Source organism: Delftia sp. NA_296.1 (assembly GCF_052692095.1).
Genome location: NZ_JBQZGF010000007.1, coordinates 129,581 through 154,020, shown reverse-complemented (window position 1 = coordinate 154,020; position 24,440 = coordinate 129,581). Strand labels below are relative to the sequence as shown.

25 protein-coding genes are annotated in these 24,440 nt (G+C 67.7%); 15 read left to right on the top strand and 10 right to left on the bottom strand.

The features are described 5' to 3' along the window. Nucleotides 1-15: 15 nt before the first annotated feature. Together ACUTR7_RS18520 and murJ are read right to left on the bottom strand one after the other, a co-directional pair. A complete protein-coding gene (locus ACUTR7_RS18520; protein WP_013803659.1) occupies nucleotides 16-861 on the bottom strand; it encodes a SirB1 family protein in 846 nt (281 codons plus the stop codon). 58 nt (nucleotides 862-919) lie between these two features. Continuing rightward, a complete protein-coding gene (gene murJ, locus ACUTR7_RS18515) occupies nucleotides 920-2,485 on the bottom strand; it encodes a murein biosynthesis integral membrane protein MurJ (RefSeq protein WP_099734375.1) in 1,566 nt (521 codons plus the stop codon). Nucleotides 2,486-2,665: 180 nt separating this feature from the next. On the opposite strand from murJ, the gene rpsT reads away from it, so the two are divergent. After that, entirely contained in the window at nucleotides 2,666-2,959 is a 294-nt protein-coding gene (gene rpsT, locus ACUTR7_RS18510) for a 30S ribosomal protein S20 (RefSeq protein WP_012204104.1), read from the top strand. A gap of 231 nt (nucleotides 2,960-3,190) precedes the next feature. Here rpsT and ACUTR7_RS18505 read toward each other — a convergent pair whose 3' ends face one another. Continuing rightward, the gene (locus ACUTR7_RS18505; protein WP_012204103.1) at nucleotides 3,191-3,508 is read right to left on the bottom strand and encodes a DUF3579 domain-containing protein; all 318 of its coding nucleotides are present in this window, start codon (nucleotides 3,506-3,508) and stop codon (nucleotides 3,191-3,193) included. 350 nt (nucleotides 3,509-3,858) lie between these two features. Here ACUTR7_RS18505 and ACUTR7_RS18500 point away from each other — a divergent pair, with 350 nt between their 5' ends. Continuing rightward, entirely contained in the window at nucleotides 3,859-5,055 is a 1,197-nt protein-coding gene (locus tag ACUTR7_RS18500; RefSeq protein WP_099734376.1) for an aspartate aminotransferase family protein, read from the top strand. A gap of 10 nt (nucleotides 5,056-5,065) precedes the next feature. Further along, nucleotides 5,066-5,998, top strand: a complete 933-nt coding sequence (gene argF / locus ACUTR7_RS18495) for an ornithine carbamoyltransferase (RefSeq protein WP_012204101.1) — start codon at nucleotides 5,066-5,068, stop codon at nucleotides 5,996-5,998. An 85-nt stretch (nucleotides 5,999-6,083) separates the two neighbouring features. On the opposite strand, the gene ACUTR7_RS18490 is transcribed toward argF, so the two are convergent. The 3 genes from ACUTR7_RS18490 to ACUTR7_RS18480 are packed head-to-tail and all read right to left on the bottom strand — an operon-like array spanning nucleotide 6,084 to nucleotide 8,571. After that, on the bottom strand, nucleotides 6,084-6,278 hold the full coding sequence (locus ACUTR7_RS18490; RefSeq protein ID WP_043824054.1) for a hypothetical protein: 195 nt from the start codon (nucleotides 6,276-6,278) through the stop codon (nucleotides 6,084-6,086). A 14-nt stretch (nucleotides 6,279-6,292) separates the two neighbouring features. After that, complete coding sequence (feoB, locus tag ACUTR7_RS18485; RefSeq protein ID WP_445609499.1) at nucleotides 6,293-8,233, bottom strand: ferrous iron transporter B; 1,941 nt, start codon at nucleotides 8,231-8,233, stop codon at nucleotides 6,293-6,295. Next, the gene (locus ACUTR7_RS18480) at nucleotides 8,230-8,571 is read right to left on the bottom strand and encodes a FeoA family protein (RefSeq protein WP_445609498.1); all 342 of its coding nucleotides are present in this window, start codon (nucleotides 8,569-8,571) and stop codon (nucleotides 8,230-8,232) included. The genes feoB and ACUTR7_RS18480 overlap by 4 nt, the downstream gene beginning before the upstream one ends. A 199-nt stretch (nucleotides 8,572-8,770) precedes the next feature. Here ACUTR7_RS18480 and ACUTR7_RS18475 point away from each other — a divergent pair, with 199 nt between their 5' ends. After that, entirely contained in the window at nucleotides 8,771-9,091 is a 321-nt protein-coding gene (locus tag ACUTR7_RS18475; protein WP_445609497.1) for a YkgJ family cysteine cluster protein, read from the top strand. Between the two features lie 37 nt (nucleotides 9,092-9,128). Here the strand turns inward: ACUTR7_RS18475 and ACUTR7_RS18470 are convergent, their stop codons facing one another. Next, entirely contained in the window at nucleotides 9,129-9,599 is a 471-nt protein-coding gene (locus ACUTR7_RS18470) for an Lrp/AsnC family transcriptional regulator (RefSeq protein ID WP_012204096.1), read from the bottom strand. 138 nt (nucleotides 9,600-9,737) lie between these two features. On the opposite strand from ACUTR7_RS18470, the gene ACUTR7_RS18465 reads away from it, so the two are divergent. The 9 genes from ACUTR7_RS18465 to kynU all read left to right on the top strand — a co-directional run bounded on the left by ACUTR7_RS18465 (nucleotide 9,738) and on the right by kynU (nucleotide 18,854). Beyond that, a complete protein-coding gene (locus tag ACUTR7_RS18465) occupies nucleotides 9,738-11,159 on the top strand; it encodes an amino acid permease (RefSeq protein ID WP_445609496.1) in 1,422 nt (473 codons plus the stop codon). A gap of 75 nt (nucleotides 11,160-11,234) precedes the next feature. Next, nucleotides 11,235-12,440, top strand: coding sequence for an amino acid aminotransferase (locus tag ACUTR7_RS18460; RefSeq protein WP_445609590.1), 1,206 nt, complete (start codon nucleotides 11,235-11,237; stop codon nucleotides 12,438-12,440). Then, on the top strand, nucleotides 12,437-13,297 hold the full coding sequence (gene kynA, locus ACUTR7_RS18455) for a tryptophan 2,3-dioxygenase (protein WP_043790480.1): 861 nt from the start codon (nucleotides 12,437-12,439) through the stop codon (nucleotides 13,295-13,297). The genes ACUTR7_RS18460 and kynA (ACUTR7_RS18455) overlap by 4 nt, the downstream gene beginning before the upstream one ends. A gap of 161 nt (nucleotides 13,298-13,458) precedes the next feature. Continuing rightward, a complete protein-coding gene (locus tag ACUTR7_RS18450; protein ID WP_013803668.1) occupies nucleotides 13,459-13,836 on the top strand; it encodes a RidA family protein in 378 nt (125 codons plus the stop codon). Nucleotides 13,837-13,941: 105 nt separating this feature from the next. Beyond that, nucleotides 13,942-14,562, top strand: a complete 621-nt coding sequence (locus ACUTR7_RS18445; protein WP_012204091.1) for a LysE family translocator — start codon at nucleotides 13,942-13,944, stop codon at nucleotides 14,560-14,562. Nucleotides 14,563-14,574: 12 nt separating this feature from the next. Further along, entirely contained in the window at nucleotides 14,575-15,360 is a 786-nt protein-coding gene (locus ACUTR7_RS18440; protein ID WP_445609495.1) for a helix-turn-helix domain-containing protein, read from the top strand. 99 nt (nucleotides 15,361-15,459) lie between these two features. Further along, nucleotides 15,460-16,848: an amino acid permease gene (locus tag ACUTR7_RS18435; RefSeq protein WP_013803671.1), complete on the top strand. Its 1,389-nt coding sequence runs from the start codon at nucleotides 15,460-15,462 to the stop codon at nucleotides 16,846-16,848. A 4-nt stretch (nucleotides 16,849-16,852) separates the two neighbouring features. Continuing rightward, a complete protein-coding gene (kynB, locus tag ACUTR7_RS18430; protein ID WP_043824042.1) occupies nucleotides 16,853-17,482 on the top strand; it encodes an arylformamidase in 630 nt (209 codons plus the stop codon). Nucleotides 17,483-17,549: 67 nt separating this feature from the next. Further along, nucleotides 17,550-18,854: a kynureninase gene (kynU, locus tag ACUTR7_RS18425; RefSeq protein ID WP_063326908.1), complete on the top strand. Its 1,305-nt coding sequence runs from the start codon at nucleotides 17,550-17,552 to the stop codon at nucleotides 18,852-18,854. A 17-nt stretch (nucleotides 18,855-18,871) separates the two neighbouring features. Here the strand turns inward: kynU and ACUTR7_RS18420 are convergent, their stop codons facing one another. Both ACUTR7_RS18420 and ada read right to left on the bottom strand, forming a co-directional pair. Further along, a complete protein-coding gene (locus ACUTR7_RS18420; RefSeq protein WP_445609494.1) occupies nucleotides 18,872-19,864 on the bottom strand; it encodes a DNA-3-methyladenine glycosylase family protein in 993 nt (330 codons plus the stop codon). After that, the gene (gene ada / locus ACUTR7_RS18415; protein WP_445609589.1) at nucleotides 19,861-20,769 is read right to left on the bottom strand and encodes a bifunctional DNA-binding transcriptional regulator/O6-methylguanine-DNA methyltransferase Ada; all 909 of its coding nucleotides are present in this window, start codon (nucleotides 20,767-20,769) and stop codon (nucleotides 19,861-19,863) included. Before ada ends, ACUTR7_RS18420 begins: the two co-directional genes overlap by 4 nt. A gap of 163 nt (nucleotides 20,770-20,932) precedes the next feature. Here ada and kynA (ACUTR7_RS18410) point away from each other — a divergent pair, with 163 nt between their 5' ends. Both kynA (ACUTR7_RS18410) and ACUTR7_RS18405 read left to right on the top strand, forming a co-directional pair. Next, nucleotides 20,933-21,808 (top strand): tryptophan 2,3-dioxygenase, encoded by an 876-nt coding sequence (gene kynA, locus ACUTR7_RS18410; RefSeq protein ID WP_445609493.1) that lies wholly within the window; start codon nucleotides 20,933-20,935, stop codon nucleotides 21,806-21,808. 91 nt (nucleotides 21,809-21,899) lie between these two features. After that, complete coding sequence (locus ACUTR7_RS18405) at nucleotides 21,900-23,201, top strand: MFS transporter (RefSeq protein WP_065347802.1); 1,302 nt, start codon at nucleotides 21,900-21,902, stop codon at nucleotides 23,199-23,201. Nucleotides 23,202-23,219: 18 nt separating this feature from the next. Here the strand turns inward: ACUTR7_RS18405 and ACUTR7_RS18400 are convergent, their stop codons facing one another. After that, nucleotides 23,220-24,428 (bottom strand): FAD-dependent monooxygenase, encoded by a 1,209-nt coding sequence (locus ACUTR7_RS18400; protein WP_013803678.1) that lies wholly within the window; start codon nucleotides 24,426-24,428, stop codon nucleotides 23,220-23,222. Nucleotides 24,429-24,440: the final 12 nt, after the last annotated feature.

Sequence of the window (24,440 nt, the reverse complement as noted above, 5' to 3'; positions counted from 1 at the left end):
TGGGGGCTGCCCCCGCTACAGCCCCCTGAGCCGCCGGATCACCTCGCGCACGGCCACGGCCTGCGCGCCCTGCTGGGAATGCAGGAAGCGCTCCAGGTCTTCGAGCGCACGCTCGGTCACTCCCCACTGCGCATAGGCCAGCCCCCGGTCCCGGAAGATCTCCGGCATGTCGGGCCGCAGCACGGCCAGCCGGTTGAGCACGGCCACCAGCAGCGGCCAGTCGCGCCGCGCATGGTGGATCTCCTGCAGATTGCGCAGCATGCGCTCCAGGATGTCGCGCGGCGATGCGCCCTGCAGGTACATGCCCAGCGGAGCCGCCTCCTCGGCGGACAGGCCGGCGTTCTGCCAGAAGGGCTCCAGCCGCTCGGCCAGGCTGTTGGCCGAGAAGGATTCACCGCTCAGCGGGTCCATCACCACCTGCCCCTGGGGCAGGCGCAGCTTGACCAGGAAATGCCCGGGAAAGCTCACGCCCTGTGCCGGCAGATCGATGGCCGCAGCCAGCTCCAGCCAGATCAGCGCCACACTGATGGGAATGCCGCGCCGCGTCTGCAGCACATGGTGGATGTAGCTGTTGGACGGGTCGTAGTAATCGTTGAGATTGCCGCCAAAGCCCAGCTCGCCATAGAAGAACTGGTTGAGCACGCGCAGGCGCTGCAGGGAATCGGTTTCGCCGGCCAGGCGCTGGAGCAGGCGCACCTGCAGCCGGTCCAGCTCGGCGCTGGCCGCCTGCAGGTCGAGATCGGGCACGGCATCCTGGGCGATGCTGATTGCCGCCTCCATCAACGGCAGGTGGTCATCGCTTTGCACCAGCGCTGCAAAGTATTGCAGGGCCGTTGGCGTGTCTTCGTAACTCCAGCTCATGATGCTTTGTATATTGCAGCGCCCAAGCCTGCAATTATGCGGGTTTGGGCGATGCCTCTCAGCGCCGCAGCAGTGCGCGCAGCTTGAGCCCCGCCGCCCACAGCGCACCGAAGTACAGCAGCACCGAGGCGGCCATCAGCGCGGCGAGCAGGCCCACACGCTGCCAGCCGTTGGCGCGCAGCGCGATCCAGTCGAAATGCTGACTGCCCCAGGTCAGCAGCACGGCCAGCAGGCTGCTGGCCGCGACTACCTGCAAGCCCAGCCGTCCCCAGCCCGGCTTGGGACGGTAGACGCCCCGGCGCAGCAGACCCCACAGCAGCCAGCCCGCGTTGACCAGGGCCGCCAGGCCGATGGACAGCGCCAGGCCGGTATGCGCCATGAAGGGCACCAGGACCAGGTTGAGCAGTTGGGTGATGACCAGCACCACGATGGCGATCTTGACGGGCGTGCGGATGTCCTGGCTGGCGTAGTAGCCTGGCGCCAGCACCTTGATGGCCACCAGGCCCACCAGGCCTGCGCCGTAGCCGACCAACGCCAGGGCGATCTGGCCCACGTCGCTGTCCTGCAGCGCACCGCGGTGGAACAGCGTGGCCACCAGCGGCTCGGCAAAAGTGAGCAGGCCCACAGCGCACGGCACGGACAGCAGCACCACCAGGCGCAGCCCCCAGTCCAGCATGGCCGAGTAGCGCTCCGAGTCGTCGGCCGCCTTGGCAGCGGCCAGCTGGGGGGTGAGCACCACGCCCAGCGCCACGCCCAGCAGCGCCGTCGGAAACTCCATGAGCCGGTCGGCATAGAACAGCCACGTCACGCTGCCCGGTTGCAGATAGGAGGCGATCTGGGTGTTGATCATCAGCGAGACCTGGGCCACGCCCACGCCCAGCAGGGCCGGCGCCATCAGCTTGAGGATGCGGCGCACGCCGGCCTCGGCCCAGGCTTCGCGCAGCGCAGCTGGCGAAAAGCCGATGCGCGGCAGCAGGCCCAGGCGCGCCAGCGCAGGCAGCTGCACTGCCAGCTGCAGCACGCCGCCCAGCATCACGCCACCGGCCATGGCATAGATGGGCTCGATGCCACGCGCCTGCAGCCAGGGCGCGCCCCAGAAGGCGGCGGCGATCATGGCCAGGTTCAGCAGCACCGGCGTGGCGGCCGAGACGGCAAAGCGCCGCCAGGTATTGAGCACGCCGGCAGACAGCGCCACCAGGGACATGAAGCCGATGTAGGGGAACATCCAGCGTGTCATCAGCACGGCGGCGTCATAGCCCTCGGGCGACTGGCGCAGGCCGCTGGCCAGCAGCCAGACCAGCAGCGGCGCGCCCACCACGCCCAGCACGCAGGTCACCAGCAGCACCCAGAACAGCAGCGTGGCCACGTGCGAGATCAGCGTGCGCGTAGCCTCTTCTCCCTCCTTGGCCTTGCTGGCGGCCAGCACCGGCACGAAGGCCTGGCTGAAGGCCCCCTCGGCGAACAGCCGCCGAAAGAGATTGGGAATCCTGAAGGCGACATTGAACGCATCGGTCAGCGCATTGGCTCCGAACATGGAGGCCATGAGCAGATCGCGCACCAGCCCGGTGATTCGGGAGGCCAGCGTCAGCAGGGAAACGGTGGAGGCGGCTTTGAACAGTGACACCGTGGGGAGTGTATGCGCTGGCATGCCCCGTCGGCCGGCGCTCCAGGCGGGCCTGGCCGCTCTTGCACTCCGTTGCAACAGGCCGGCCCGCGCGGCCTGGGCCCTCAAGGCCCCGTCCGGGCTGCGTGCTATAATCCCGCGCTTCGCCGACAACATCCTCAGACACTAGGAATACATATCATGGCATCCAAGCCCGCAAAGAAGAACCCCCGTCTCGCCTCCGGCCGCAAGCGCGTCCGCCAGGACACCAAGCTCAACGCAGCCAACACCTCGCTGCGTTCCAAGTACCGCACCGCCGTCAAGAAGGTCGAAAAGGCCGTTCTGACTGGCGACAAGGCCAAGGCAACCGAACTGTTTGCCGCAGCCCAATCCGTTCTGGACACGATCGCCGACAAGGGCATCTTCCACAAGAACAAGGCCGCTCGCGACAAGAGCCGCCTGTCCGCCAAGGTCAAGGCCCTGGCCGCCGCCTAATCCAATTAGGCAACCGCACGGATGGCTCCGGCCATCTGCCGTTTGTAACGGGTGCGCTGTCAGCGAACGAGAAAACCGCCTTCGGGCGGTTTTTTTGTGCCTGAACGATGCTCCTGCATCCACAGGATCCACCAAAAAAGCCCCACCCTCCGGAGCACAGGCGAAAAAAAACGCACCCCAGGCGCGCTTCACATCGGACGGGAACGACCCGCAAAAAAAAAGAAGCCGGCCTCAGCGGGCCGGCTCGTCCGGTATCAGGCAGGCCTCGGCAACCTGCAGGTTGTTGTCCTTGGCGAAGTTCAGGCAGAAATCCCAGGCCATGGGCTCGTAGTCGCGCAGGTCGCGGTGCACGACCACGCACTTGACGCCATTGAGCGTTGTGGGAACACACCAGGGCGAGTAGCTCAGGTGGCTGCCGCGCTGGGCACCACCGGGGCGAAACTGGCTCATGACGCCTGCCAGCCGCTCGGCCCAGTCGCTGGGCCGGAAAGTCTTGCCTTCGTGGGTGATGCCCTGGATGAACAGTTCTTTGCTGGAGGGAGAGACCATCAGGATGCACGCCAAAATACGACTTGCCCAACAAGGAACAAAACAGGCGACCTGCCAAGGGGCACGGCGCCCTGCCACGTCCTGTTTGCGCAAGTCCTTCAAAAAAGTCAGAGCCCACAGGCAGGATCGCTGCCAGCAGGCCAAGCCGGCATTTTATCTCTTATATAAGAGCTGAGGCCTTGTTGCAGCGCACTACCCAAGTGTGGCGTAGGTTCATTGCATGGCTGTGATGCGCAAACCGCAACGGTAGGCCATCGCGCGGCCCCTAGAATCGGGCTTCGCTGTTTTTCAGGCATCTGCGGCGGCAACGCCCGGATGCCGTTTACTTTCCAGCTCAGGAGATTTTTGCAATGACCGCTTTCATTGAGGCTGCCTCGCCCCACGTGATGAACACCTATGGCCGCGTACCGATCGCTCTGGAGCGAGGCCAGGGCTGCCGCGTGTGGGACGTCAACGGCAAGCAGTACCTCGATGCGCTGGGCGGCATTGCAGTGAACACGCTGGGCCACAACCACCCCAAGCTGGTGCCTGCATTGCAGGACCAGGTGGCCAAGCTCATCCACACCTCCAACTACTACCACGTGCCCGGCCAGGAAACGCTGGCCAAGCTGCTGACCGAGCGCGCGAAGATGACCAATGTCTTCTTCTGCAGCACGGGCCTGGAGGCCAACGAGGCCGCCATCAAGATCGCGCGCAAGTACGGCGTGGACAAGGGCATCGCCAAGCCGGTGATCGTGGTCTACGAGCATGCCTTCCACGGCCGCTCCATCGCCACCATGACGGCCACGGGCAACCCCAAGGTGCGCGACGGCTTCGGCCCGCTGCTCGACGGCTTCCTGCGCGTGCCGGTGAACGACTTCGAGGCGCTCCAGAAGGCCACGGCCGGCAACCCCGACGTGGTGGCCGTGATGATGGAGCCCATCCAGGGCGAAGGCGGCCTGCACCCCATGCGCATCGAGTACATGCAGCAGGTGCGCGCACTGTGCGATGCCAACGGCTGGCTGATGATGTTCGACGAAGTCCAGGCCGGCATGGGCCGCACGGGCAAGTGGTTCGCCCACCAGTGGGCCGGCATCATCCCCGACGTGATGACCCTGGCCAAGGGCCTGGGCTCGGGCGTGCCCATCGGCGCCGTCGTGGCCCATGGCAAGGCGGCCACCGTGCTGCAGCCGGGCAACCATGGCTCCACCTTCGGCGGCAATCCGCTGGCCATGCGCGCGGGCATCGAAACCATCCGCATCATGGAAGAGGACGGCCTGCTGGCCCACACCACCAAGGTGGGCGACCACCTGAAGGCCACGCTGCAAAAGGAACTGGCCGACGTCAAGGGCGTGGTCGATGTGCGCGGCCAGGGCCTGATCATCGGCATCGAGCTGAACAAGCCCTGCGGCGCCCTGCTGGGCCGTGGCGCCGAAGCCGGCCTGCTGTTCAGCGTGACCGCCGACACCGTGGTGCGCCTGGTGCCGCCGCTGATCATGACCGAGGCCGAAGCCGACGAAGTGGTCGCCAAGCTCAAGCCCCTGATCGTGCAATTCCTGTCCGAATGAGTACCTGCCTATGACTGCCATCAAGCACTATCTGCAGTTTTCCGACTTCACGGCCGACGAGTACGCCTATGTGCTCGAACGCGCGGCCCTGATCAAGAAGAAGTTCAAGGGCTACGAAAAGCACCACACGCTCAGCGACCGCACGCTGGCCATGATCTTCGAGAAGGCCAGCACGCGCACCCGCGTGAGCTTCGAGGCGGGCATGTACCAGCTCGGCGGCTCGGTGGTCCACCTGACCACGGGCGACAGCCAGCTGGGCCGCGCCGAGCCCATCGAGGACAGCGCACGCGTCATCAGCCGCATGACCGACCTGGTGATGATCCGCACCTATGGCCAGGACAAGATCGTGCGCTTTGCCGAATACTCGCGCGTTCCCGTCATCAACGGCCTGACCAACGAGTTCCACCCCTGCCAGATCCTGGCCGACATCTTCACCTTCATCGAGCACCGCGGCTCGATCCAGGGCAAGACCGTCGCCTGGGTCGGCGACGGCAACAACATGGCCAACACCTGGCTGCAGGCGGCCGACCTGCTGGGCTTCACCGTCCACGTCAGCACGCCGGGCGGCTACGAGGTGGACGAGAAGCTGGCCTTTGGCGGCAAGACCCCGCGCGAGGGCTGCTACAAGGTCTTCAAGGACCCGCTGGACGCCTGCAAGGGCGCCGACCTGGTGACCACCGACGTGTGGACCAGCATGGGCTACGAGGCCGAGAACGAAGCCCGCAAGAAGGCCTTTGCCGACTGGTGCGTGGACGCCGAAATGATGGCCGCCGCACGTGGCGATGCCCTGTTCATGCACTGCCTGCCCGCCCACCGCGGCGAGGAAGTGGAGGCCGAGGTCATCGACGGGCCGCAGTCCGTGGTCTGGGATGAGGCGGAGAACCGGATGCATGTGCAGAAAGCTCTGATGGAATACCTGCTGCTGGGCCGCCAGCCGAACTGACAACGCAGTCCGCTCAAAAAAGAATGCCTGCAGGCTTTGCGCCTGCAGGCATTCTTTTTTCCCGGCGGAAGTTCGGGCCGTGGCCTTACGGCCCCCGCTTGTCCGGTGCGCAACTGTCTCCGCCGCAGGCACTGCAGCCGCCACAGCCGCCCGCATCCTTGGGCGCCAGCGCCGGATGCATCTGCCCGGCCTTCTGGCGCCAGCGCGCGGGCAGATAGCGCCAGACCAGGGACACGCCGGCCAGGGCCACGATCAGACCCACGATGATGTTTTGCCACATGGTCCGTGCTCCTTTCAGCCCGCGCCCAATGCGATGGCCACGCGGTAGGTGATGAAGCTGGCAAGGTAGGCCAGCGCGAACAGATAGCCGGTCATCAGCAGCGGATAGCGCCAGCCGTTGGTCTCGCGCCGCACGGCGGCCAGCGTGGAGATGCACTGGGGCGCGAACACGAACCAGGCCAGCAGCGACAGCGCCGTGGCCATAGACCAGGTGTGGGCGATCAGCGGGCCCAGTTGCTCGGCCATGGCCTCGTCGCTGGCGGCGGACAGGGCATAGACCGTGCCCATGGCGCTGACGGCCACCTCGCGTGCGGCCATGCCGGGCACCAATGCAATGGCGATCTGCCAGTTGAAGCCGATCGGCGCCAGCACCACCTCCAGCCAGCCACCGATGCGGCCCGCAAAGCTGTAGCGGATGGCCGCTTCGGTGACGCCATCGGGCGGCGCCGGGTAGCTGGCCAGGAACCACAGCACGATGCTCACGGTCAGGATGATGCCGCCGACGCGGCGCAGGAAGATCATGGCGCGCTCGTACAGGCCCAGGGCCAGGCTGCGCGGGCTGGGCCAGCGGTAGGAGGGCAGCTCCATCAGCAGCGGCGTGGGTCCGGCGCTGCGGCCGGCCAACTTGGCCACGCCGGCCACGGCCATGGCGCTGACGATGCCGGCCACGTACAGCGCAAACAGCACCAGGCCCTGCAGGTTGAAGATGCCGCCCACCGTGCGCTCGGGAATGAAGGCGCTGATCAGCAGCGCATAGACCGGCAGGCGCGCCGAGCAGGTCATCAGCGGCGCGATCATGATGGTCACCAGGCGGTCGCGCCAGCTGGTGATGGAGCGCGTGGCCATGATGCCGGGCACAGCGCAGGCGAAGCTGGACAGCAGCGGAATGAAGGAGCGGCCCGACAGGCCGACCTTGCCCATGATGCGGTCCAGCATGAAGGCGGCACGCGGCAGGTAGCCCGAGTCCTCCAGCGCAAGGATGAACAGGAACAGGATCAGGATCTGCGGCAGGAAGACCAGCACCGCGCCGGTGCCCGCGATCACGCCGTCGGCCAGCAGGCTGCGCAGCGCGCCTTCGGGCATGTGCTCGTTGACCAGAGCCGAGACGGCCGAGACGCCGCCCTCGATGCCGTCCATCAGCGGCTGCGCCCAGCTGAACACGGCCTGGAACATCAGGAACAGCGTGGCCGCCAGCAGCAGCATGCCCCACAGCGGGTGCAGCACCACGGCGTCGATGCGGTCATCGCGCCGGGTGTCCACCACGGGCTCCTTGACACAGTCGGCCATGATGCGGGCCACCTGCTGGTGCAGGGCCAGCACCTGCTCGCGCGCATCGCCCGGGCGGGCCGGGGCCTGCAGCTGCGGCGCTGCCAGGGCGCGCGCTTCGGGGCCGTCCAGCCATTGCAGCAGTTCGCGCGCGCCGTCCTGGCGCACGCCCACCGTGGACAGCACGGGCATGCCCAGGGCGCGTGACAACGCTTCGCGGTCGATATCGATGCCCTGGCGCCTGGCCATGTCGCTCATGTTCAGCACCAGCAGCATGGGCAGGCCCAGGCGCTGGGCTTCCAGCACCAGGCGCAGGTTCAGGCGCAGATGGGTGGCGTCGGTGACGCAGACCAGCAGTTCGGGCGGCGCCTCGCGCGCGTGGCGGCCCGAGACGATGTCGCGCGTGATGCGTTCGTCCTCGCTGTGGGCGTGCAGGCTGTAGGTGCCCGGCAGGTCCAGCACGCGCACACGCCGGCCGCTGGCCGTGCTCAGCCAGCCTTCCTTGCGCTCCACGGTCACGCCCGCGTAGTTGGCCACCTTCTGGCGTGCGCCGGTCAGCAGGTTGAACAGCGCCGTCTTGCCGCAGTTGGGATTGCCCAGCAAGGCCAGGCGCAGTGCGGAATCACCGCTGCCGCCGCCCTGGGCAGGCTGCAGCGGCTGGATGAGCTTGGGAGAGGACGACGCGCTCATGCCACCGCCTCCGGCGCCACGCGCACCAGGGCCGCCTCATGGCGGCGCAGCGCGAACGTGGCCTGGCCCACGCGCACGGCCAGCGGGTCGTCGCCCGGAAAGCCTGCGGCCAGGATGCGAACGGGCTCGCCCGGCAGGAAACCGATTTCCATGAGGCGCAGCAGCAGTTCCTGCTCGACGGCATCGCGCGCCGCATGGAGTTCGACCACGCGCGCCGGAACCTGGCGCGGCAGCGCATCCAGGGTGGTGGCCGCAGCGGTGGCCGGGCTTGGAGAGCTGGGAGGCGCGGACAGTGCGGACGGAGCCGTGGCGTCCGTCCCGGGATTCATCGAATGCATGGCGTGTTGTATCAACTGATTTTTATTCTCATTTTGATTTTGATCGAATCCCCGTGGGAAGCCCGCGCATGGTATCGGAGTAAGAGGCAGGGTCTTGCCAAATGGCCGTCATGGTTTTTGGCCGGTTCCAGGCGCCCCGCACGCGTGCGCGCGACAATCGCGCTCCCACGATCCGCACCTGCACCTGCTTGCCCACGCCATGACCCATCCCTGCCTGAACTGCGGCGCCTGCTGCGCATCGTTTCGCGTGGACTTTTCCGTGCACGAGTCGCAGGAGCATGGCGGCCGCGTGCCGGCCGGGCTGATCGAGGAAGTCACCGACTACACCTGCCGCATGCGCGGCACGGACTGGTCGCGCCCGCGCTGCGCAGCGCTGGTGGGCAAGGTGGGCGAGAAGGCCCATTGCGGCATCTACGAGTGGCGGCCCTCGCCTTGCCGCGAATTTGCGGCCGGCAGCGATGCCTGCAACCGCGTGCGCGTGCGCCATGGCATGCAGGCGCTGGACAGCGGCCTGCTGTAGCAACCAGCCAGGCGCCAACAGCCGCCACCACCAGCCGCTATTCCACGGGCAGCCCCGCCAACTGCCCCTTGAACTCCTGCAGCGAGAAATGCGTGTGCACCTGGCGCACGCCGGGCAGCCGGTGCAGGCGGGTGAGCAGCAGGTCCGAATAGGCATCGAGATCGCGCGCCACGACGACCAGCAGGAAGTCCTCCGGCCCCGAGATGCCGTGGAACATCACGACCTCGGGGATGGCGCAGACCGCTTCCTGGAAGTGGCGCGATGACTCCTCGTTCTGATGGTCTATGCCCACCATCACGAAGGCCAGCACGCCAAAGCCGATGGCGCGCCGGCTCAGCGCGGCGTGGTAGCCGGTGATCACGCCCTCATCCTCCAGCCGCTTGATGCGCCGCCACGACGGCGATTGCGACAAGTGCACGCGTTGCGCCAATTCGCCCGAGGTCAGCCGCGCGTTGTCCTGCAAGGCGCGGATCAGCAGCCGGTCCGTTCTGTCGATCTCGATTGACATAAACCACCTATGAATTCATGTTTCACAGAATAACTTATCCAAGATCAAGCGCATTTAGGGATAACTACTAAACGCCCTGCGAAGGCCGTAACTAGCATCCGCCTCCGAAGCCCCCCACAGCAACGGAGACAACAACCCATGCCAGCCTTCGAAGACATCGTCCAGCGCGAAGCCGGACTCCAACAGCAGCTGTCCGCCGGACAGATGACCATGATCGCCATCGGCGGTGCCGTCGGCACCGGCCTGTTCCTGGGCAGCGGCTTTGCCATCGGCTTCGCCGGGCCCAGCGTGCTGATCAGCTATGCCATCGGCGCGCTGATCTCGCTGCTGCTCATGGGCTGCCTGGCCGAGATGACGGTGGCCCACCCGACCTCGGGCTCGTTCGGCGCCTATGCCGAGCACTACATCGCACCCTGGGCCGGCTTCGTGGTGCGCTATGCCTACTGGGCCTGCGTGGTGCTGGCCGTAGGCACCGAGGTGACGGCCGTGGGCCTGTACATGGGCTACTGGTTCCCCGAGGTGCCGCGCTGGGCCTGGGTGGTGATCTTCTCGGGCGCGCTGATCGGCGTGAACATGATGAGCGTCAAGGCCTTCGGCGCCGTGGAGTACAGCTTCTCCATGATCAAGATCATCGCCATCGTGGCCTTCATCGTGGTCGGCGCCTGGGTGGTGTTCGGCACCCGGCCGGCCGGCGTGGGCTTTGCCAACTACGTCAACAACGGCGGCTTCTTCCCCAACGGCCTGTGGGGCACCTGGGTGGGCGTGATCATCGCCATCTTCAGCTACCTGAGCATCGAGATGATCGCCGTGGCCGCCGGCGAGGCCAAAGACCCGCAGCGCGCCGTCACCAGCGCCTTCCGCTCCACCATGGTGCGCCTGGTGGTGTTCTACCTGGCCACGATCGCGCTGATGCTGGCCATCGTGCCGTGGTCGGCCGCCGGCAAGGACGGCAGCCCCTTCGTGAAGGTGATGGAGATCATCGGCCTGCCCGGCGCGGCCAGCGTGGTCAATTTCGTGGTGCTGGTGGCGGCCCTTTCGGCCATGAACAGCCAGCTGTACATCACCACCCGCATGATGTTCAGCCTCTCGCGCGCCGGCCATGCGCCCGCCGTGCTGGGCCGCGTGAACTCGCGCGGCGTGCCGCTGCCGGCGCTGCTGCTGTCCTGCCTGGGCATTGCCGTGGCCACGCTGTTCAACATCGTCAACCCCGAGCAGTCCTTCATGCTGATGATGGCCGTGGCCATGTTCGGCGCCATGTTCACGTGGTTCATGATTTTCGTGACCCACCTGTTCTTCCGCATCCACTGGGTGCGCCAGGGCAACAAGCCGCTGGCCTTCCGCATGTGGGGCTTTCCGGTGCTGACGCTGCTGGGCGCGGCGCTGATGCTGGCCGCCCTGGTGTCCACGCTGTTCACCGACGTGTTCCGCCTGACCGTGCTCACCGGCCTGCCCTTCCTGCTGCTGCTGGGCGCCATCTACGCCATCTGGTACCGCAAGCCGGCCGGCGAGACCGCAACCGCTTCTCAAGCCAATACCCCAACCCAGGCCCAGGCCCGGTGACATCCGGCCTCCCGTTTTTCTCCATCCCTTAGAAACATGACGACTCTTGCCCCCCTCGATACCGCCCGCGCCTCGATGTTCAGCCACGTCCCGCCCTACCCCGGAGATCCCATCCTGTCGCTGATGGAAGCCTTTCAGCAGGACCCGCGCACCGACAAGGTCAGCCTGAGCATCGGCCTGTATTTCGACGAGGCCGGCCGCCTGCCCGTGCTGGACTCCGTGCGCCAGGCTGGCGATGTCCTGGCCCGCGAGCAAAGCCCCAGCGGCTACCTGCCCATCGAAGGCATAGCCCCCTACCGCCAGCTGGTGCAGAACCTGGTGTTCGGCGCTGAGCACGAGGCCGTGCGCGCGCAGCGCATCGCCACCGTGCAGACCCTGGGCGGCTCGGGCGCGCTCAAGCTGGGCGCGGACTTCATCAAGCACTATTTCCCCGACGCCGAGGTCTGGCTCAGCGATCCCACCTGGGACAACCATCTGGCCATCTTCCAGGGCGCGGGCCTGCGCACCCACAGCTACCCCTACTACGACGCGGCCACGGGCAGCCTGCGCTTCGACGCCATGCTGCAGACACTGCGCAGCCTGCCCTCGGGCAGCGTGGTGCTGCTGCATGCCAGCTGCCACAACCCCACGGGCGTGGACCTGTCGCGCGAGCAGTGGCAGCAACTGATCCCCGTGATCGTGGAGCGCGGCCTGATCCCCTTCGTGGACATGGCCTACCAGGGCTTTGGCGATGGGCTCGATGAAGACGCCTGGTCCGTGCGCGCGCTGGCCGATGCGGGCGCCCAGGCCTTTGTGGCCAATTCGTTTTCCAAGAACTTCTCGCTGTATGGCGAACGCGTGGGCGGCCTCAGCGTGGTCTGCAACGACGCGGCCACGGCCGGCAATGTGCTGGGCCAGCTCAAGGCCACGGTGCGCAGCAACTATTCCTCGCCCCCCACGCGTGGCGCGCGCCTGGTGCAGCAGGTGCTGGCGTCGCCCGAGCTGAGCGCCCAATGGGCGCAGGAGCTGGCGCAGATGCGCGGGCGCATCAAGGACATGCGCGCCCAGCTGCACGGCGCGCTGCATGAACGCTTTGGCGAGCGGCGCGACTTCGGCTTCCTGCTGACCCAGCGCGGCATGTTCAGCTACACCGGCATCAGCGAGCCCCAGGTCCACCGCCTGCGCGACGAGCACGGCGTGTACCTGATCCGCTCGGGCCGCATGTGCATGTCGGGCCTGTCCGGCGCCAACGTGCAGTACGTGGCCGACGCCATTGCCACGGTGCTGGAGGCACCGCAATGAGCGGCTGCCCCGTCCATGGCGGCCTGACCGAGCGCATCGTCGCCGAGGAAAGGGCACAGCTGGATTTCAGCCAGTCCATGAGCTATGGCGACTACCTGCAGCTGGACGCCATCCTGGGCGCACAGCAACTGCTGTCGCCCACGCATGACGAGTTGCTGTTCATCATCCAGCACCAGACCAGCGAGCTGTGGATGAAGCTGATGCTGCACGAGCTGGGCGCGGCCACGGCCGCCGTGGCGGCCGACCGCCATGCCGATGCCTTCAAGATGCTGGCCCGCGTGAGCCGCATCATGGAGCAGCTGGTGGGCGCCTGGTCCGTGCTGGCCACCATGACGCCTACCGAGTACACGGCCATGCGCCCGTATCTCGCCAGCTCCAGCGGCTTCCAGAGCTACCAGTACCGCTGCATCGAGTTCGCGCTGGGCAACAAGAACGCCGCCATGCTCCAGCCCCATGCCCACCGGCCCGACCTGCTGGCCCGGGTGGATGCAGCATGGCGCGCACCTTCCCTGTACGACGAGGCCCTGCGCCTGCTGGCACGCCAGGGCCTGGCCATTCCTGCCGGGCACCTGGAACGCGACTGGACCCAGCCCTACACGGCCAGCCCCGAGGTCGAGGCCGCCTGGGCCCAGGTCTACCGCGACCCGCAGTCGCACTGGGACCTGTACCAACTGGGCGAAAAGCTGGCCGACATCGAGGACGCCTTCCGCCTGTGGCGCTTTCGCCATGTGACCACGGTGGAGCGCGTCATCGGCTTCAAGCGCGGCACGGGTGGGACCGGCGGCGTCAGCTATTTGCGCAAGATGCTGGACGTGGTGCTGTTCCCCGAAATCTGGTCCGTGAGAACGAAACTGTGACCCCTGAGCGGCTTTGCCGCTTCCCCCGCTCTCGCTGCGCGGGCGCGGGACGACACCATCGCTGCGGGACGGCCCTTGCTCGGCGTCCGCCGATGGGCCGCGCCAAGTTTCCGACGCAAGAACACCATGCCTTCGCATGTAGTCAAGACACAAGGAAATCCATGAAGCAAATCATCGACGTGGGACTGCCGCCGCTCAAGCAGCCCTTCTCCTGGGCCGTCAAGGCCAGCGGCCAGATGCTGTTCACGGCCCACGGCCCCGTGCGGCCCGACGGCAGCATCGACACCGGCCCCATCGAACAGCAGGCGCGCCTGACCTTCACCAACCTGCGCAACGCGCTGCAGGCCGCAGGCGGCACGCTGGCGCATGTGACCCAGGTGCTGATCTACATGACCGACGTGGCCGACATGCCGGCCATCGACGCCGTGTACCGCGAGTTCTTCGAGGCGCCCTATCCCAACCGCTCCAGCATGGGGATTTCGGCGCTGGTGGTGCCGGGCATGAAGCTGGAGATCGTGGCCTACGCCATGCTCCCCTAGAGGATGTGACGGACATGCCGGCGCCCCGCAATTGCGTTCAATACAGGGGCGGCGTGCGGGACGAGACTGCGGGCCTTGTGCAGTCCTGCGTCCGCGCGAAATCTCATGTCCTCCTCGCTGCTCGCCATGGGCGTCTTCACCCTCGTCGGCGCCATCACGCCCGGCCCCGTCAATGTGCTGGCCCTGCGCCACGGCGCAGCCCGCTCGCGCCTGGTCTCTGCCGCCTATGTGCTGGGCGCCAGCGCCAGCTATGCGGCCGTGGTCTGGGTCATGGGCCAGGGCGCACAGTGGCTGCTGCAGACGCTGCCGCAACTTTCCACGGCCGCACAGTGGCTGTGTGCCGCCTATCTGCTGTGGCTGGCCTGGCGGCTGGCCAACGCACCTGTGGGCCAGGCCGGTGCGCAGCAGCAGGCCGGATCGCAGCGCACGCTGCAGGCCCTGCTGCAAGCGCTGTTGCAGGGCACGGCCGTGCAGACGCTCAATCCCAAGGCCTGGCTGGTGGCGCTGGCCGGCGTGGGCCTGTTCGTGCTGCCCCACGCGAATGCGCCGTGGGCACTGCTGCAGTTTTGCGCCATTTCGCTGCTGGCCTGCCTGGTGGGGGTCGGCAGCTGGGCGCTGCTGGGGCAGCTGCTTTCGGGCTGGCTGCGCACCGAACGCCGCCAGCGCCTGTTCCACCGCCTGCTGGCCCTGCTGCTGGTCGCCAGCGTGGCGGCCATGCTGGCATGATGGCTGGCCGCCATGACTTCAACCTCTCCCCACCGCTTCCACCGCCATCCGGCCGCCCCCTGGGCCGAGCTGCGCGACAGTGCGCGCTCGCCGCATTGCTTTCGGCTGCACATGCATGCCGAGTATTCGATCGGCATCGTGGACGCGGGCCGCACCGTGTTCCACCATGCCCACGGCCCGCAGCCTGTGGAGGCGGGCGGCGTGGTGCTGATCGAGCCCGGCGCCTGGCATGCCTGCAATCCCGACCCCGGCGCGCCGTGGTCCTACCGCATGCTGTTTGTCGATGCCGACTGGCTGCACGCGCGGCTGAGCGTGGCCGCGCTGCGCTTTCCCCGGCGCACGCTCACGGATGCGGACATCGGCCGCCTGGTGGATGGCCTGTGCCGCCCCGTCGATGGCACGGCGGCCGCCGACCGCCTGGCCCTGGGCCTGAAGCACCTGCTGGACCGCTGTGCCCAGCCCGCAGCCTTGCCCCTGCCCGGCGATGCGGCGGCCCTGGCCCCCGCACTGCAGCGCCTGCATGCGGGGCCCGATGCGGGCCTGACCGTGCAGTCTCTGGCCCAGGAATGCGGCATGAGCGCCACGCGCTTCATCCGCCGCTTCAAGGCGGCCACGGGCATGACGCCCGGCAGCTACCGCCTGAACCTGCGCATCAACGGCGCGCGCCGCCTGCTGGCCACGGGCGCAGCGCTGTCCGATGCAGCCTATGCCATGGGCTTTGCCGACCAGGCGCACCTGCAGCGCGCCTTCAAGGCACACCATGCGCTGACGCCGGGCTGCTACGCACGCGGCGCCTGAGCCGGACCCTCCCATGGTTTTGCATCGGCCAGCCCGGGGCCGGCGGTGAAAGCGCAGATACTTACGCCTTCCGCTTTCAGCCCCCACCTGCCGCGCACCATGGCCGCCTTCCAAGACATTCAGCAACGAGAAACCGGCCTGCGCCAGCAGCTGTCCGCCGCCCAGATGGTGATGATCGCCATTGGCGGCGCCATCGGCACCGGCCTGTTCATGGGCAGCGCCTTCGCCATCGGCTTCGCCGGCCCCAGCGTGCTGGTCAGCTATGCCATCGGCGCGCTGATCTCGCTGCTGCTGATGGGCTGCCTGGCCGAGATGACGGTGGCCCACCCGACCTCGGGCTCGTTCGGCGCCTATGCCGAGCACTACATCAGCCCGCTGGCCGGCTTCATGGTCCGCTATGCCTACTGGGCCGCCGTGGTGCTGGCCGTGGGCATGGAGGTGACGGCCATCGGCATCTACATGGGCTACTGGTTCCCGGACGTGCCGCGCTGGATATGGGTGCTGGTGTTCTCGGGCGCGCTGGTGGCCGTCAACGCCAGCAGCGTCAAGGCCTTCGGCCAGGTGGAGTACGGCTTTTCCATGGTCAAGATCATCGCCATCGTGGCCTTCATCCTGATCGGCGCCTGGGTGGTGTTCGGCTCGCAGCCCCAGGGCATCGGCTTTTTCAACTACACGGCCGATGGCGGCTTCTTCCCCAAGGGCCTGTGGGGCACCTGGGTGGCCGTGATCATCGCCATCTTCAGCTACCTGAGCCTGGAGGCCGTGGCCGTGGCGGCCGGCGAGGCCGAGGACCCCAAGCGCGCCATCACCCGGGCCTTTCGCACCACCATGGCGCGCCTGGTGATCTTCTACCTGGCCACGATCGCGCTGATGCTGGCCATCGTGCCCTGGCAGCAGGCCGGCACGGACAAGAGCCCCTTCGTGAAGGTGATGGAGATCATCGGCATCCCGGGCGCTGCCAGCATCATCAACTTCGTGGTGCTGGTGGCCGCGCTGTCGGCCATGAACAGCCAGCTGTATGTGACCTCGCGCATGATGTTCAGCCTGTCGCGCGGCGGCTATGCGCCCTCGGTGTTCGGACGGCTGAACAGCCGCGGCGTGCCCGTGGCGGCCATTGCCATCTCCTGCCTGGGCATTGCCGTGGCCGTGGCCGTGAACCTGTGGAAGCCCGAGGGTTCGCTGCTGTGGATGATGTCCGTGTCCATGTTCGGCGCCATGTTCACCTGGTTCATGATCTTCGTGACCCATCTGTTCTTCCGCGCGCGCTGGTCGCGCGAGCATCCGGGCCAGCGCCTGCAGTTCCGCATGTGGGGCTTTCCGCTGTTCACGCTGGCCGGCGCCGCGCTGATGCTGGGCGTGATCGTCACCACCTATTTCACCGAGGTCTTCCACATGACGCTGCTCACGGGCCTGCCCTTCCTGGGCCTGCTGGCCCTGGTGTACGCGCTGTGGTACCGGCCCCGCGCACAAGCGCGCAAGAAGGACTGAAGCCATGACCCGCAGACTCTGGGACATCTCCCCGGCCGTGCAGGCCGCCAGCCCCGTCTTTCCCGGCGACACGGCCTACAGCCAGCAATGGTGCGCCACCATCGGTCCGGGCTGCCCGGTCAATGTCAGCGCCATCACGCTGTCGCCCCATGTGGGAGCGCATGCCGATGCACCGCTGCACTATGACGCCGACGGGGCATCCATCGGCAACGTGGACCTGGACGCCTTCCTCGGCCCCTGCCGCGTGATCCACGCCATCGGCAAGGGACCGCTGGTTGAATGGGAGCACATCGCCCACGCCGTGGAGCATCTCCCGGCACGCGTGCTGGTGCGCACCTACGAGCGCGCCCCCACCACCTGGGACCAGGAACTGGCAGCCTATGCACCGGCCACGGTCGAGCGGCTGGCCGACCTGGGCGTGAAGCTCATCGGCATAGACACGGCCAGCATCGACCCGGCCAGCAGCAAGAGCCTGGACAGCCACCAGGTGATCCGCCGGCGCGGCCTGCGCGTGCTGGAGAACCTGGTGCTGGACGAGGTGGCCGAGGGCGACTACGAGCTCATCGCCCTGCCGCTCAAGCTGGTCGAGGCCGATGCCTCGCCCGTGCGCGCCGTGCTGCGCGCCCTGGCCTGATCCCTGCCCGCATTGCGGCGCCGGCCCAGCCCGCGCCTTTCGCCTTTTAGAAACCCAAGGAGACCCCGTGACGAGCCTGCAAGACTGCCTCACCCTCGATGCGCAAGACCCGCTGCGCGCCCTGCGCGACCAATTCACGCTGCCCGAAGGCGTGATCTACCTTGACGGCAATTCGCTGGGCGCCAGCCCCCGCGCCGCCGCCGCGCGCGTGGCCGAGGTGGTGCAGCAGGAATGGGCGCAGGGCCTGATCCGCTCGTGGAACGATGCCGGATGGATCAGCCTGCCCCAGCGCCTGGGCGACCAGTTCGCCCCCTGGCTGGGCGTGGGCGCGGGTGAGCTGGTGTTCACCGACACGGCCTCCATCAACCTCTACAAGGTGCTGACAGCGGCGGCCCGCATCGCGCGCGAGGACGCGCCGCAGCGCAAGCGCCTGATCAGCGAGCGCAGCAACTTCCCCACCGACCTCTATATCGCCCAGTCGGTCTGCCAGGAATACGGGCTGGAGCTGGTGCTGCTCGAACCCGAGGAGATTGCCGGCGCGCTGACCGACGAGGTGGCCATCTGCATGCTCACCCATGTGAACTACCGCACGGGCGCCATGCACGACATGGCTGCCGTGACGGCTGCCGCGCAGGGCAAGGGCATTCTCTGCGTCTGGGACCTGTGCCACAGCGCGGGTGCCGTGCCTGTCGATCTCAAGGGCGCGAATGCAGACTTCGCCATCGGCTGCAGCTACAAGTACCTCAACGGCGGCCCCGGTGCGCCGGCCTTTGTCTGGGCCAACCCGCGCCTGATCAACCGCTTCTGGCAGCCGCTGTCGGGCTGGTTCGGCCATGCCGAGCCTTTCAAGTTCGTGCCGGACTACCACCCGGCCCAGGGCATACAGCGCTACCTGTGCGGCACCCAGCCCATGGTCAGCCTGAGCGTGCTGCAGTGCGGCCTGGATGTGTTCACGGCCGTGGAGCCGCTGGGCGGCATGGACGCGCTGCGCAACAAGTCGCTGGCGCTGACCGACCTGTTCATCGCCCTGGTCGAGGAACGCTGCCAGGGCCACGGCCTGGGCCTGGCCACGCCGCGCGAGCACGGCCGGCGCGGCTCCCAGGTCTGCCTCACGCGCGAGGAGGGACTGGGCGTGGACGGCAAGGACAGCGGCGCCTATGCCATCGTGCAGGCGCTGATCGCGCGCGGCGTGATCGGCGACTTCCGCAAGGGCGACGGCACGGGCCTGCACAAGGACATCCTGCGCTTCGGCTTCACGCCGCTGTACGTGGGATTCGAAGATGTCTGGCATGCCGTGGAGCACCTGCGCCAGGTGCTGGAATCAGGCGAATGGCGCAAGCCGGAGTTCAACCGCGTCAATGCGGTGACCTGAAGCCTGGAGCCCGGCGCTCAGAACGCCGTGGACGACAGCGAGGCCCAGAGATGGGCCGCGACCAGGGCGCGCCAGGGCGCGAAGTCCCGCAGCCACAACTCGGTCTGCACCGCGTCCATGGCGTCCGTCTTCAGCAGCAGGGCCAGGGCCCGGCGCACGGCCACATCGCCGTGCAGCGGGCCGTCCAGGTGGCCATAGCCGCGCAGCAGCATGTAGTTCACGGTCCACGGGCCTATGCCCTTGAGGGCCAGCAGCCGCTCGCGGATCTCGGCCACCGGCAGTTCAGGCAGGGCCGCCCAGTCGTCCAGCGGCAATTCACCCGACTGCACGGCCTGCGCCAGCAGGCGCAGCGTGTGCGTCTTGCTCCGCGAAAAGCCGGCTGCGCGCAAATCCTCCTCACCGAGCTGTGCCAGCTGGGCGGCCTCCGGCATGCACCACAGCTGCTGCGGCGCGTCGGCATGGCCATCGTGCAGCGCCACCGGCTGGCCGGCTGCAGCGATCAGGCGGCGGCGCAGCGACACGGCTGCCGCCACGCTGATCTGCTGCCCGGTGACGGCCCAGCTCAGCGCCTCCCAGGGCGTGCAGGCCGCCGGCACATGCAGGCCACGCTGGCGCGCCAGCAGCGGCCCCAGCCGCGCATGGCGGCCAAAACGGCGCTCGAATTCGCCCACATCCTGGGACAGTCCGAACATGCGCCGCAGCATGGCGGCCAGCACATCGTCCATGCCGGCGATGGCGCCTGCACCGGCGGGCAGGCGCCATCGGGCCTGTACCACGGCCGCCTCTTCGCAATGCTGCGTCAGCTCCAGGGTGAGCAGCGTGGGAAGGCCTTTCCACATCAGGCCCTTGTGCATGCGGATGGTGTCGCCGTCCTGCAGATCGCATTCGGACAGGCGCTGGGCATCGCGCCGGTGAAAGCCCCAGAACTCGTTCATGCGGTAGCCGGCCGGCAGCGTCAGTTGCTGCTGCGCCTGATGGATCTGGCCGGTGCCTCGCCCTTGCCCGCTCATGCGCTTCCTGCCTGGCGCAGCGGTGCGTGCCCAGCGTCCTTGCCAGCCGCCTCCTGCGCCTGGCGCGCCTCGCGCAGCAGCAGGGCACGCTTGCGCTCCACGCCCCAGCGGTAGCCGGAGATGCTGCCGTCGTTGCGCACCACGCGGTGGCAGGGCACGGCCACGGCAATCGGGTTGGCAGCGACGGCGCTGGCCACGGCGCGGGCGCCCGTGGGCATGCCCAGGCGCAGGGCCAGTTCCGAATAGCTCAGGGTCTGGCCGGCCGGAATGGCGCACAGCGCCTGCCACACGCGCTGCTGGAAGACCGTGCCCTGCACGTCCAGCGGCAGCGCCAGGCCGCGGCGCGGCTGCTCGACCAGGGCCACGACCTGGGCCACGGTGTGCTCGAAGCCCGCATCGCCACCCACCAGCTCGGCCAGCGGAAAGCGCTGCTGCAGGTCCTGCACCAGGGCCTCGGCGTCGTCGCCCAGCAGCACGCAGCACACGCCGCGCTCGGTGCTGGCCACGAGGATGCTGCCCAGCGTGCATTCGGCCACGGCAAAGCGGATGGTCTGGCGCATGCCGCCGCGCCGGTAGTCGCCGGGCGCCATGCCCAGCATGGCGCCTGCGTCGCGGTAGAAACTGCTGCTGGCCGCATAGCCGCTGGAGTAGGCCGCATCGGTGACCGAGTCGCTCTGGCCCGGCTGCAGCGCCGCGCGCAGGGCATGCGCGCGATGGGCCTTGGCATAGGCCTTGGGCGTGAGGCCCGTGGCCTGCTTGAACAATCGGTGCAGTTGCCAGGGGCTCAGGCCCGAGCGTTCGGCCAGCTGGCCCAGGGCGGGTGGGGGCTCCTCGGTCTCCAGCCAGCGGCAGCATCGGGCCACCAGGGCCGCGGGGTTGGCAGTGGCATCGCTGGCTTGATTCATGGCTTGGTTGGACACGGCATGTCTTTCTGGGTCATCGGATGCCCTACTCTACGCAGCCCGGACCACCTGCGCATCCCGCTTCTTGCAACCCGCAGGATTTCAGCGCGGGATTCGGTTACGCTGCGCCCTGCATTTTCCGCGTCGAGACTTGCGAGACTCCCACATGACCACCGAACACTCAGGCTGCCCCATGAACAGCCCCGGCCGCACCGAATCCATCGTCAAAGAGGAGCGCGCCCAGCTGGACTTCAGCCAGTCCATGAGCTATGGCGACTACCTGCACCTGGACCAGATCCTCACGGCACAGCATCCGCTGTCGCCCGCGCATGACGAGATGCTGTTCATCATCCAGCACCAGACCAGCGAGCTGTGGATGAAGCTGATGCTGCATGAGGTCCGAGCCGCCACGGCCGCCATCGCAGGCGGCACGCGTGCCGACGCCTTCAAGATGCTGGCCCGCGTGAGCCGCATCATGGAGCAACTGGTCAGTGCCTGGACCGTGCTGTCCACCATGACCCCGCCCGAGTACACGGCCATGCGTCCCTACCTGGCCAACTCCAGCGGCTTCCAGAGCTACCAGTACCGCTGCATCGAGTTCTCGCTGGGCAACAAGAACGCCGCCATGCTCCAGCCCCATGCCCACCGGCCCGACCTGCTGGCCCAGGTGGAGGCGGCATGGCGCTCGCCCTCGCTCTACGACGTGTCCCTGCAGCTGCTGGCGCGCGAAGGCATCGACGTGCCCGCCGACCGGCTGGAGCGCGACTGGACCCAGCCCTATGAGGCAAGCGAAGGCGTCAAGCAGGCCTGGATCACCGTCTACCGCGATCCCCACAAGCACTGGGACCTGTACCAGCTCGGCGAAAAGCTGGCCGACATCGAGGACGCCTTCCGCCTGTGGCGCTTCCGCCACCTGACCACGGTGGAGCGCGTCATCGGCTTCAAGCGCGGCACGGGCGGCACCGGCGGCGTCAGCTATCTGCGCAAGATGCTGGACGTGGTGCTGTTCCCCGAAATCTGGGTGCTGCGCACCGAGCTGTAAGAACTGGCGGGCGCCACCGACGGCAGGCCGCTGCGGTGGCGACAGCGGGCAGGCGCGCAAACGGGTAAGCTGCGGCGCCAGGAGAAATACCGTGTCCGCAGCGCCACAACAGCCCCCACACAACAACATACACACAGAGGCTTCGCAGACCTCCCCCGCAGCACCGCCGCCGCGCAGCCAGCTGCTGTGGGCCATGCTGCTGTCCCTGCTCTCGGCCTTTGCGCTGAGCCAGGCCTTTCGCACCACCACCTCGGTCATGGCCACGGGTCTTCAGCAGGATTTCGGGCTCACGGCCCAGTCGCTGGGCGCCTTCGCCGGCCTGTTCGGCCTGTCCTTCGGCGTGGCCCAGTTGCTGATGGGCATCGGCATGGACCTCTACGGCCTGCGGCGCACGGTGCTGCTGTCGTTTCCGCTGGCGATTGCGGGGTCGGCACTGTCCGCCGCTGCACCCAATTACGGCTGGCTGATGGTGGGCCAGTTGCTGATCGGCGTGGGCTGCTCGCCCGCCTTTCTGGCCTGCACCATGTTCATCTCGCGCCACTTTCCCATGGACCGCTTTGCCTTTCTGTCGGGCGTGGGCATGGGTGTCGGTGGACTGGGGCTGCTGTTCACAGGCACGCCACTGGCCTGGCTGGTCCAGCATTTCGGCTGGCGCTCGGGCTTTGCGCTGCTGGCCGTGATGTCGGCCCTGTCGTGGCTGCTGATCTGGTGGCGCGTGCACGAGCCTGCCCGCAGCGGAGCACAGACCGCCGCACGGGAAAGCTGGGGCGTGGCGGCACGCCGCATGGCCGAGCTGTTCACGCTGCCGCATACGCTGGGCATCGTCCTGCTGGCCATGGCCTGCTATGCATCGTTTCTGGCGCTGCGCGGCCTGTGGCTGGGGCCGCTGCTCATCCATCGCTATGGCTTTTCGCTGGTGGAAAGCGGCAATGTGGCGCTGGTCGTATCGATGATCTCGCTGTTCAGCCCCGCGATTTTCGGGCGCATGGATCCCGGCCCAGGACGGCGCCGGCGCTGGCTCACCAATTACTCGCTGCTCATGGGCAGCCTGTTCATGCTCATGGCCTTTTTGCACCATGGCTGGACCAATGTGGCGCTGATCTTCGCCATGGGCCTGCTGTCGGGCTATTCGGTGCTGCAGTACGCCGACGTGCGCGCTTCCTACCCCCCCGAGATGACCGGCCGCGCACTGTCGCTGTTCACCATGGCCATGTTCCTGGGCGTGGCCCTGGTGCAATGGTTCACGGGCTGGGTGGCGGCCTGGGCCGAGGCCTGGGGCGTGGAGCCCTACAAGGCCGTGATGATCTCGATTGCAGCCACGCTGGTGGGCGCGTCGACCGCGTTCCGTTTCCTGCCCTCCTCGCCGCTGCTGCGCCAGGCATCCGCCGCCTAGCGGCCGGAGTCTGTGTCTCTACAAGGCGTTGGCGGCCGAGCCATCGCCACGGTACAGCCAGGGCAGATCCATCAGCCTGGAGCCCAGCAGGCGGAGCGACAGGTCACGCCCCCAGCGCACGGGACCCGTGGCATGGAAGATGCGGCCGTTGCGCTGCGAGCGTGCCTGCACGCGCGCGTTGCGCTGCCAGCGGTTGAGCGCGTAGCGGCGCAGGCGCATGTTGACGTCGAGATCGTGCATGGACAGGGCGCGCTGCAGCTCCGCTGCATCTTCAATCGCCATGCCCGCACCCTGGGCCAGATAGGGGCGCATGGGATGGGCCGCATCGCCCAGCAAGGCCACCACGCCGCGCGCCATCTGCGCGGCCGATTGCACGGGCGGGCGGTCCCCCACCGGCCACAGCCGCCAGTCGCCACCGGCTGCAGGCACATGCTGGACCAGGTCCAGCAGCTGGGGGCAACTGCCCTGCAGCACCCGCACCAGATCGTCCAGATTGCCCGCATGGTCCCAGTTCGCCAGATCCTCGGGCGCCGGGCCCTGGATGATGATCACCAGGTTCTGCAGCTCGCCCCGGCGCACGGGGTACTGGATGGCATGCATGCGCGAGCCCAGCCAGGCCGTGACATCGGTGGCTCGCAGGCGCTTGGGCAACTGGGCCTGGTGTACCAGGGCGCGGTAGGCCAGGTGCCCGGTGACACGCGGCGGGCCGTCGCCCAGCAACTGCTGGCGCAGAACGCTGCGCACGCCATCGGCGGCGACCAGGGCATCGCCTTCGATCAGCTTGCCGGCCCGGGTTCGCACGGTGACCACGCCGTCGGTCTCGGAAAAGCTCTCGATGGGCTGACCCAGGTTCAGGTGCATGCCCGGATAAGTCTGAGCGGCTTCCCGCAGCAATTGCTGCAGATCGGCCCGGTGGATGGTGGCGTAGGCCGCGCCATAGCGTTGCACGGACTCGCTGCCCAAGGGCATGTGCGCCAATTCCTGCCCGGTGACTGCGCTGCGCACACGCAGGCTGCCCGGCAATGCCACCACCTGCTGCAGCGGTTTTTGCAGGCCCCAGGCCTGAAGCCGCCGCACGACATTCGGACCGATCTGGATTCCGGCGCCCACTTCACTGAGCGCGGGCGCCTGCTCGAAAAGACGCACTTCCCAACCCGCCCGCGACGCACCGATGGCGGCGGCCAGGCCACCAATGCCGCCGCCGGCAATCAACACCTGCTTGTTCATGTGCGTATTGTG

Bases quoted from the DNA above. Each gene is read 5' to 3' on its own strand.
- ACUTR7_RS18500 (WP_099734376.1), top strand. From the start codon at position 3,859: ATGACCGCTTTCATTGAGGCTGCCTCGCCCCACGTGATGAACACCTAT.
- ACUTR7_RS18435 (WP_013803671.1), top strand. From the start codon at position 15,460: ATGGCCGCCTTCCAAGACATTCAGCAACGAGAAACCGGCCTGCGCCAG.
- kynB (WP_043824042.1), top strand. From the start codon at position 16,853: ATGACCCGCAGACTCTGGGACATCTCCCCGGCCGTGCAGGCCGCCAGC.
- ACUTR7_RS18420 (WP_445609494.1), bottom strand. From the start codon at position 19,864: ATGAGCGGGCAAGGGCGAGGCACCGGCCAGATCCATCAGGCGCAGCAG.
- ACUTR7_RS18520 (WP_013803659.1), bottom strand. From the start codon at position 861: ATGAGCTGGAGTTACGAAGACACGCCAACGGCCCTGCAATACTTTGCA.
- rpsT (WP_012204104.1), top strand. From the start codon at position 2,666: ATGGCATCCAAGCCCGCAAAGAAGAACCCCCGTCTCGCCTCCGGCCGC.
- ACUTR7_RS18440 (WP_445609495.1), top strand. From the start codon at position 14,575: ATGACTTCAACCTCTCCCCACCGCTTCCACCGCCATCCGGCCGCCCCC.
- ACUTR7_RS18460 (WP_445609590.1), top strand. From the start codon at position 11,235: ATGTTCAGCCACGTCCCGCCCTACCCCGGAGATCCCATCCTGTCGCTG.
- ACUTR7_RS18490 (WP_043824054.1), bottom strand. From the start codon at position 6,278: ATGTGGCAAAACATCATCGTGGGTCTGATCGTGGCCCTGGCCGGCGTG.
- ACUTR7_RS18465 (WP_445609496.1), top strand. From the start codon at position 9,738: ATGCCAGCCTTCGAAGACATCGTCCAGCGCGAAGCCGGACTCCAACAG.
- ACUTR7_RS18480 (WP_445609498.1), bottom strand. From the start codon at position 8,571: ATGCATTCGATGAATCCCGGGACGGACGCCACGGCTCCGTCCGCACTG.
- ACUTR7_RS18450 (WP_013803668.1), top strand. From the start codon at position 13,459: ATGAAGCAAATCATCGACGTGGGACTGCCGCCGCTCAAGCAGCCCTTC.
- ACUTR7_RS18475 (WP_445609497.1), top strand. From the start codon at position 8,771: ATGACCCATCCCTGCCTGAACTGCGGCGCCTGCTGCGCATCGTTTCGC.
- ada (WP_445609589.1), bottom strand. From the start codon at position 20,769: ATGAATCAAGCCAGCGATGCCACTGCCAACCCCGCGGCCCTGGTGGCC.
- kynA (WP_043790480.1), top strand. From the start codon at position 12,437: ATGAGCGGCTGCCCCGTCCATGGCGGCCTGACCGAGCGCATCGTCGCC.
- feoB (WP_445609499.1), bottom strand. From the start codon at position 8,233: ATGAGCGCGTCGTCCTCTCCCAAGCTCATCCAGCCGCTGCAGCCTGCC.
- ACUTR7_RS18400 (WP_013803678.1), bottom strand. From the start codon at position 24,428: ATGAACAAGCAGGTGTTGATTGCCGGCGGCGGCATTGGTGGCCTGGCC.
- argF (WP_012204101.1), top strand. From the start codon at position 5,066: ATGACTGCCATCAAGCACTATCTGCAGTTTTCCGACTTCACGGCCGAC.
- ACUTR7_RS18445 (WP_012204091.1), top strand. From the start codon at position 13,942: ATGTCCTCCTCGCTGCTCGCCATGGGCGTCTTCACCCTCGTCGGCGCC.
- ACUTR7_RS18505 (WP_012204103.1), bottom strand. From the start codon at position 3,508: ATGGTCTCTCCCTCCAGCAAAGAACTGTTCATCCAGGGCATCACCCAC.
- ACUTR7_RS18470 (WP_012204096.1), bottom strand. From the start codon at position 9,599: ATGTCAATCGAGATCGACAGAACGGACCGGCTGCTGATCCGCGCCTTG.
- kynA (WP_445609493.1), top strand. From the start codon at position 20,933: ATGACCACCGAACACTCAGGCTGCCCCATGAACAGCCCCGGCCGCACC.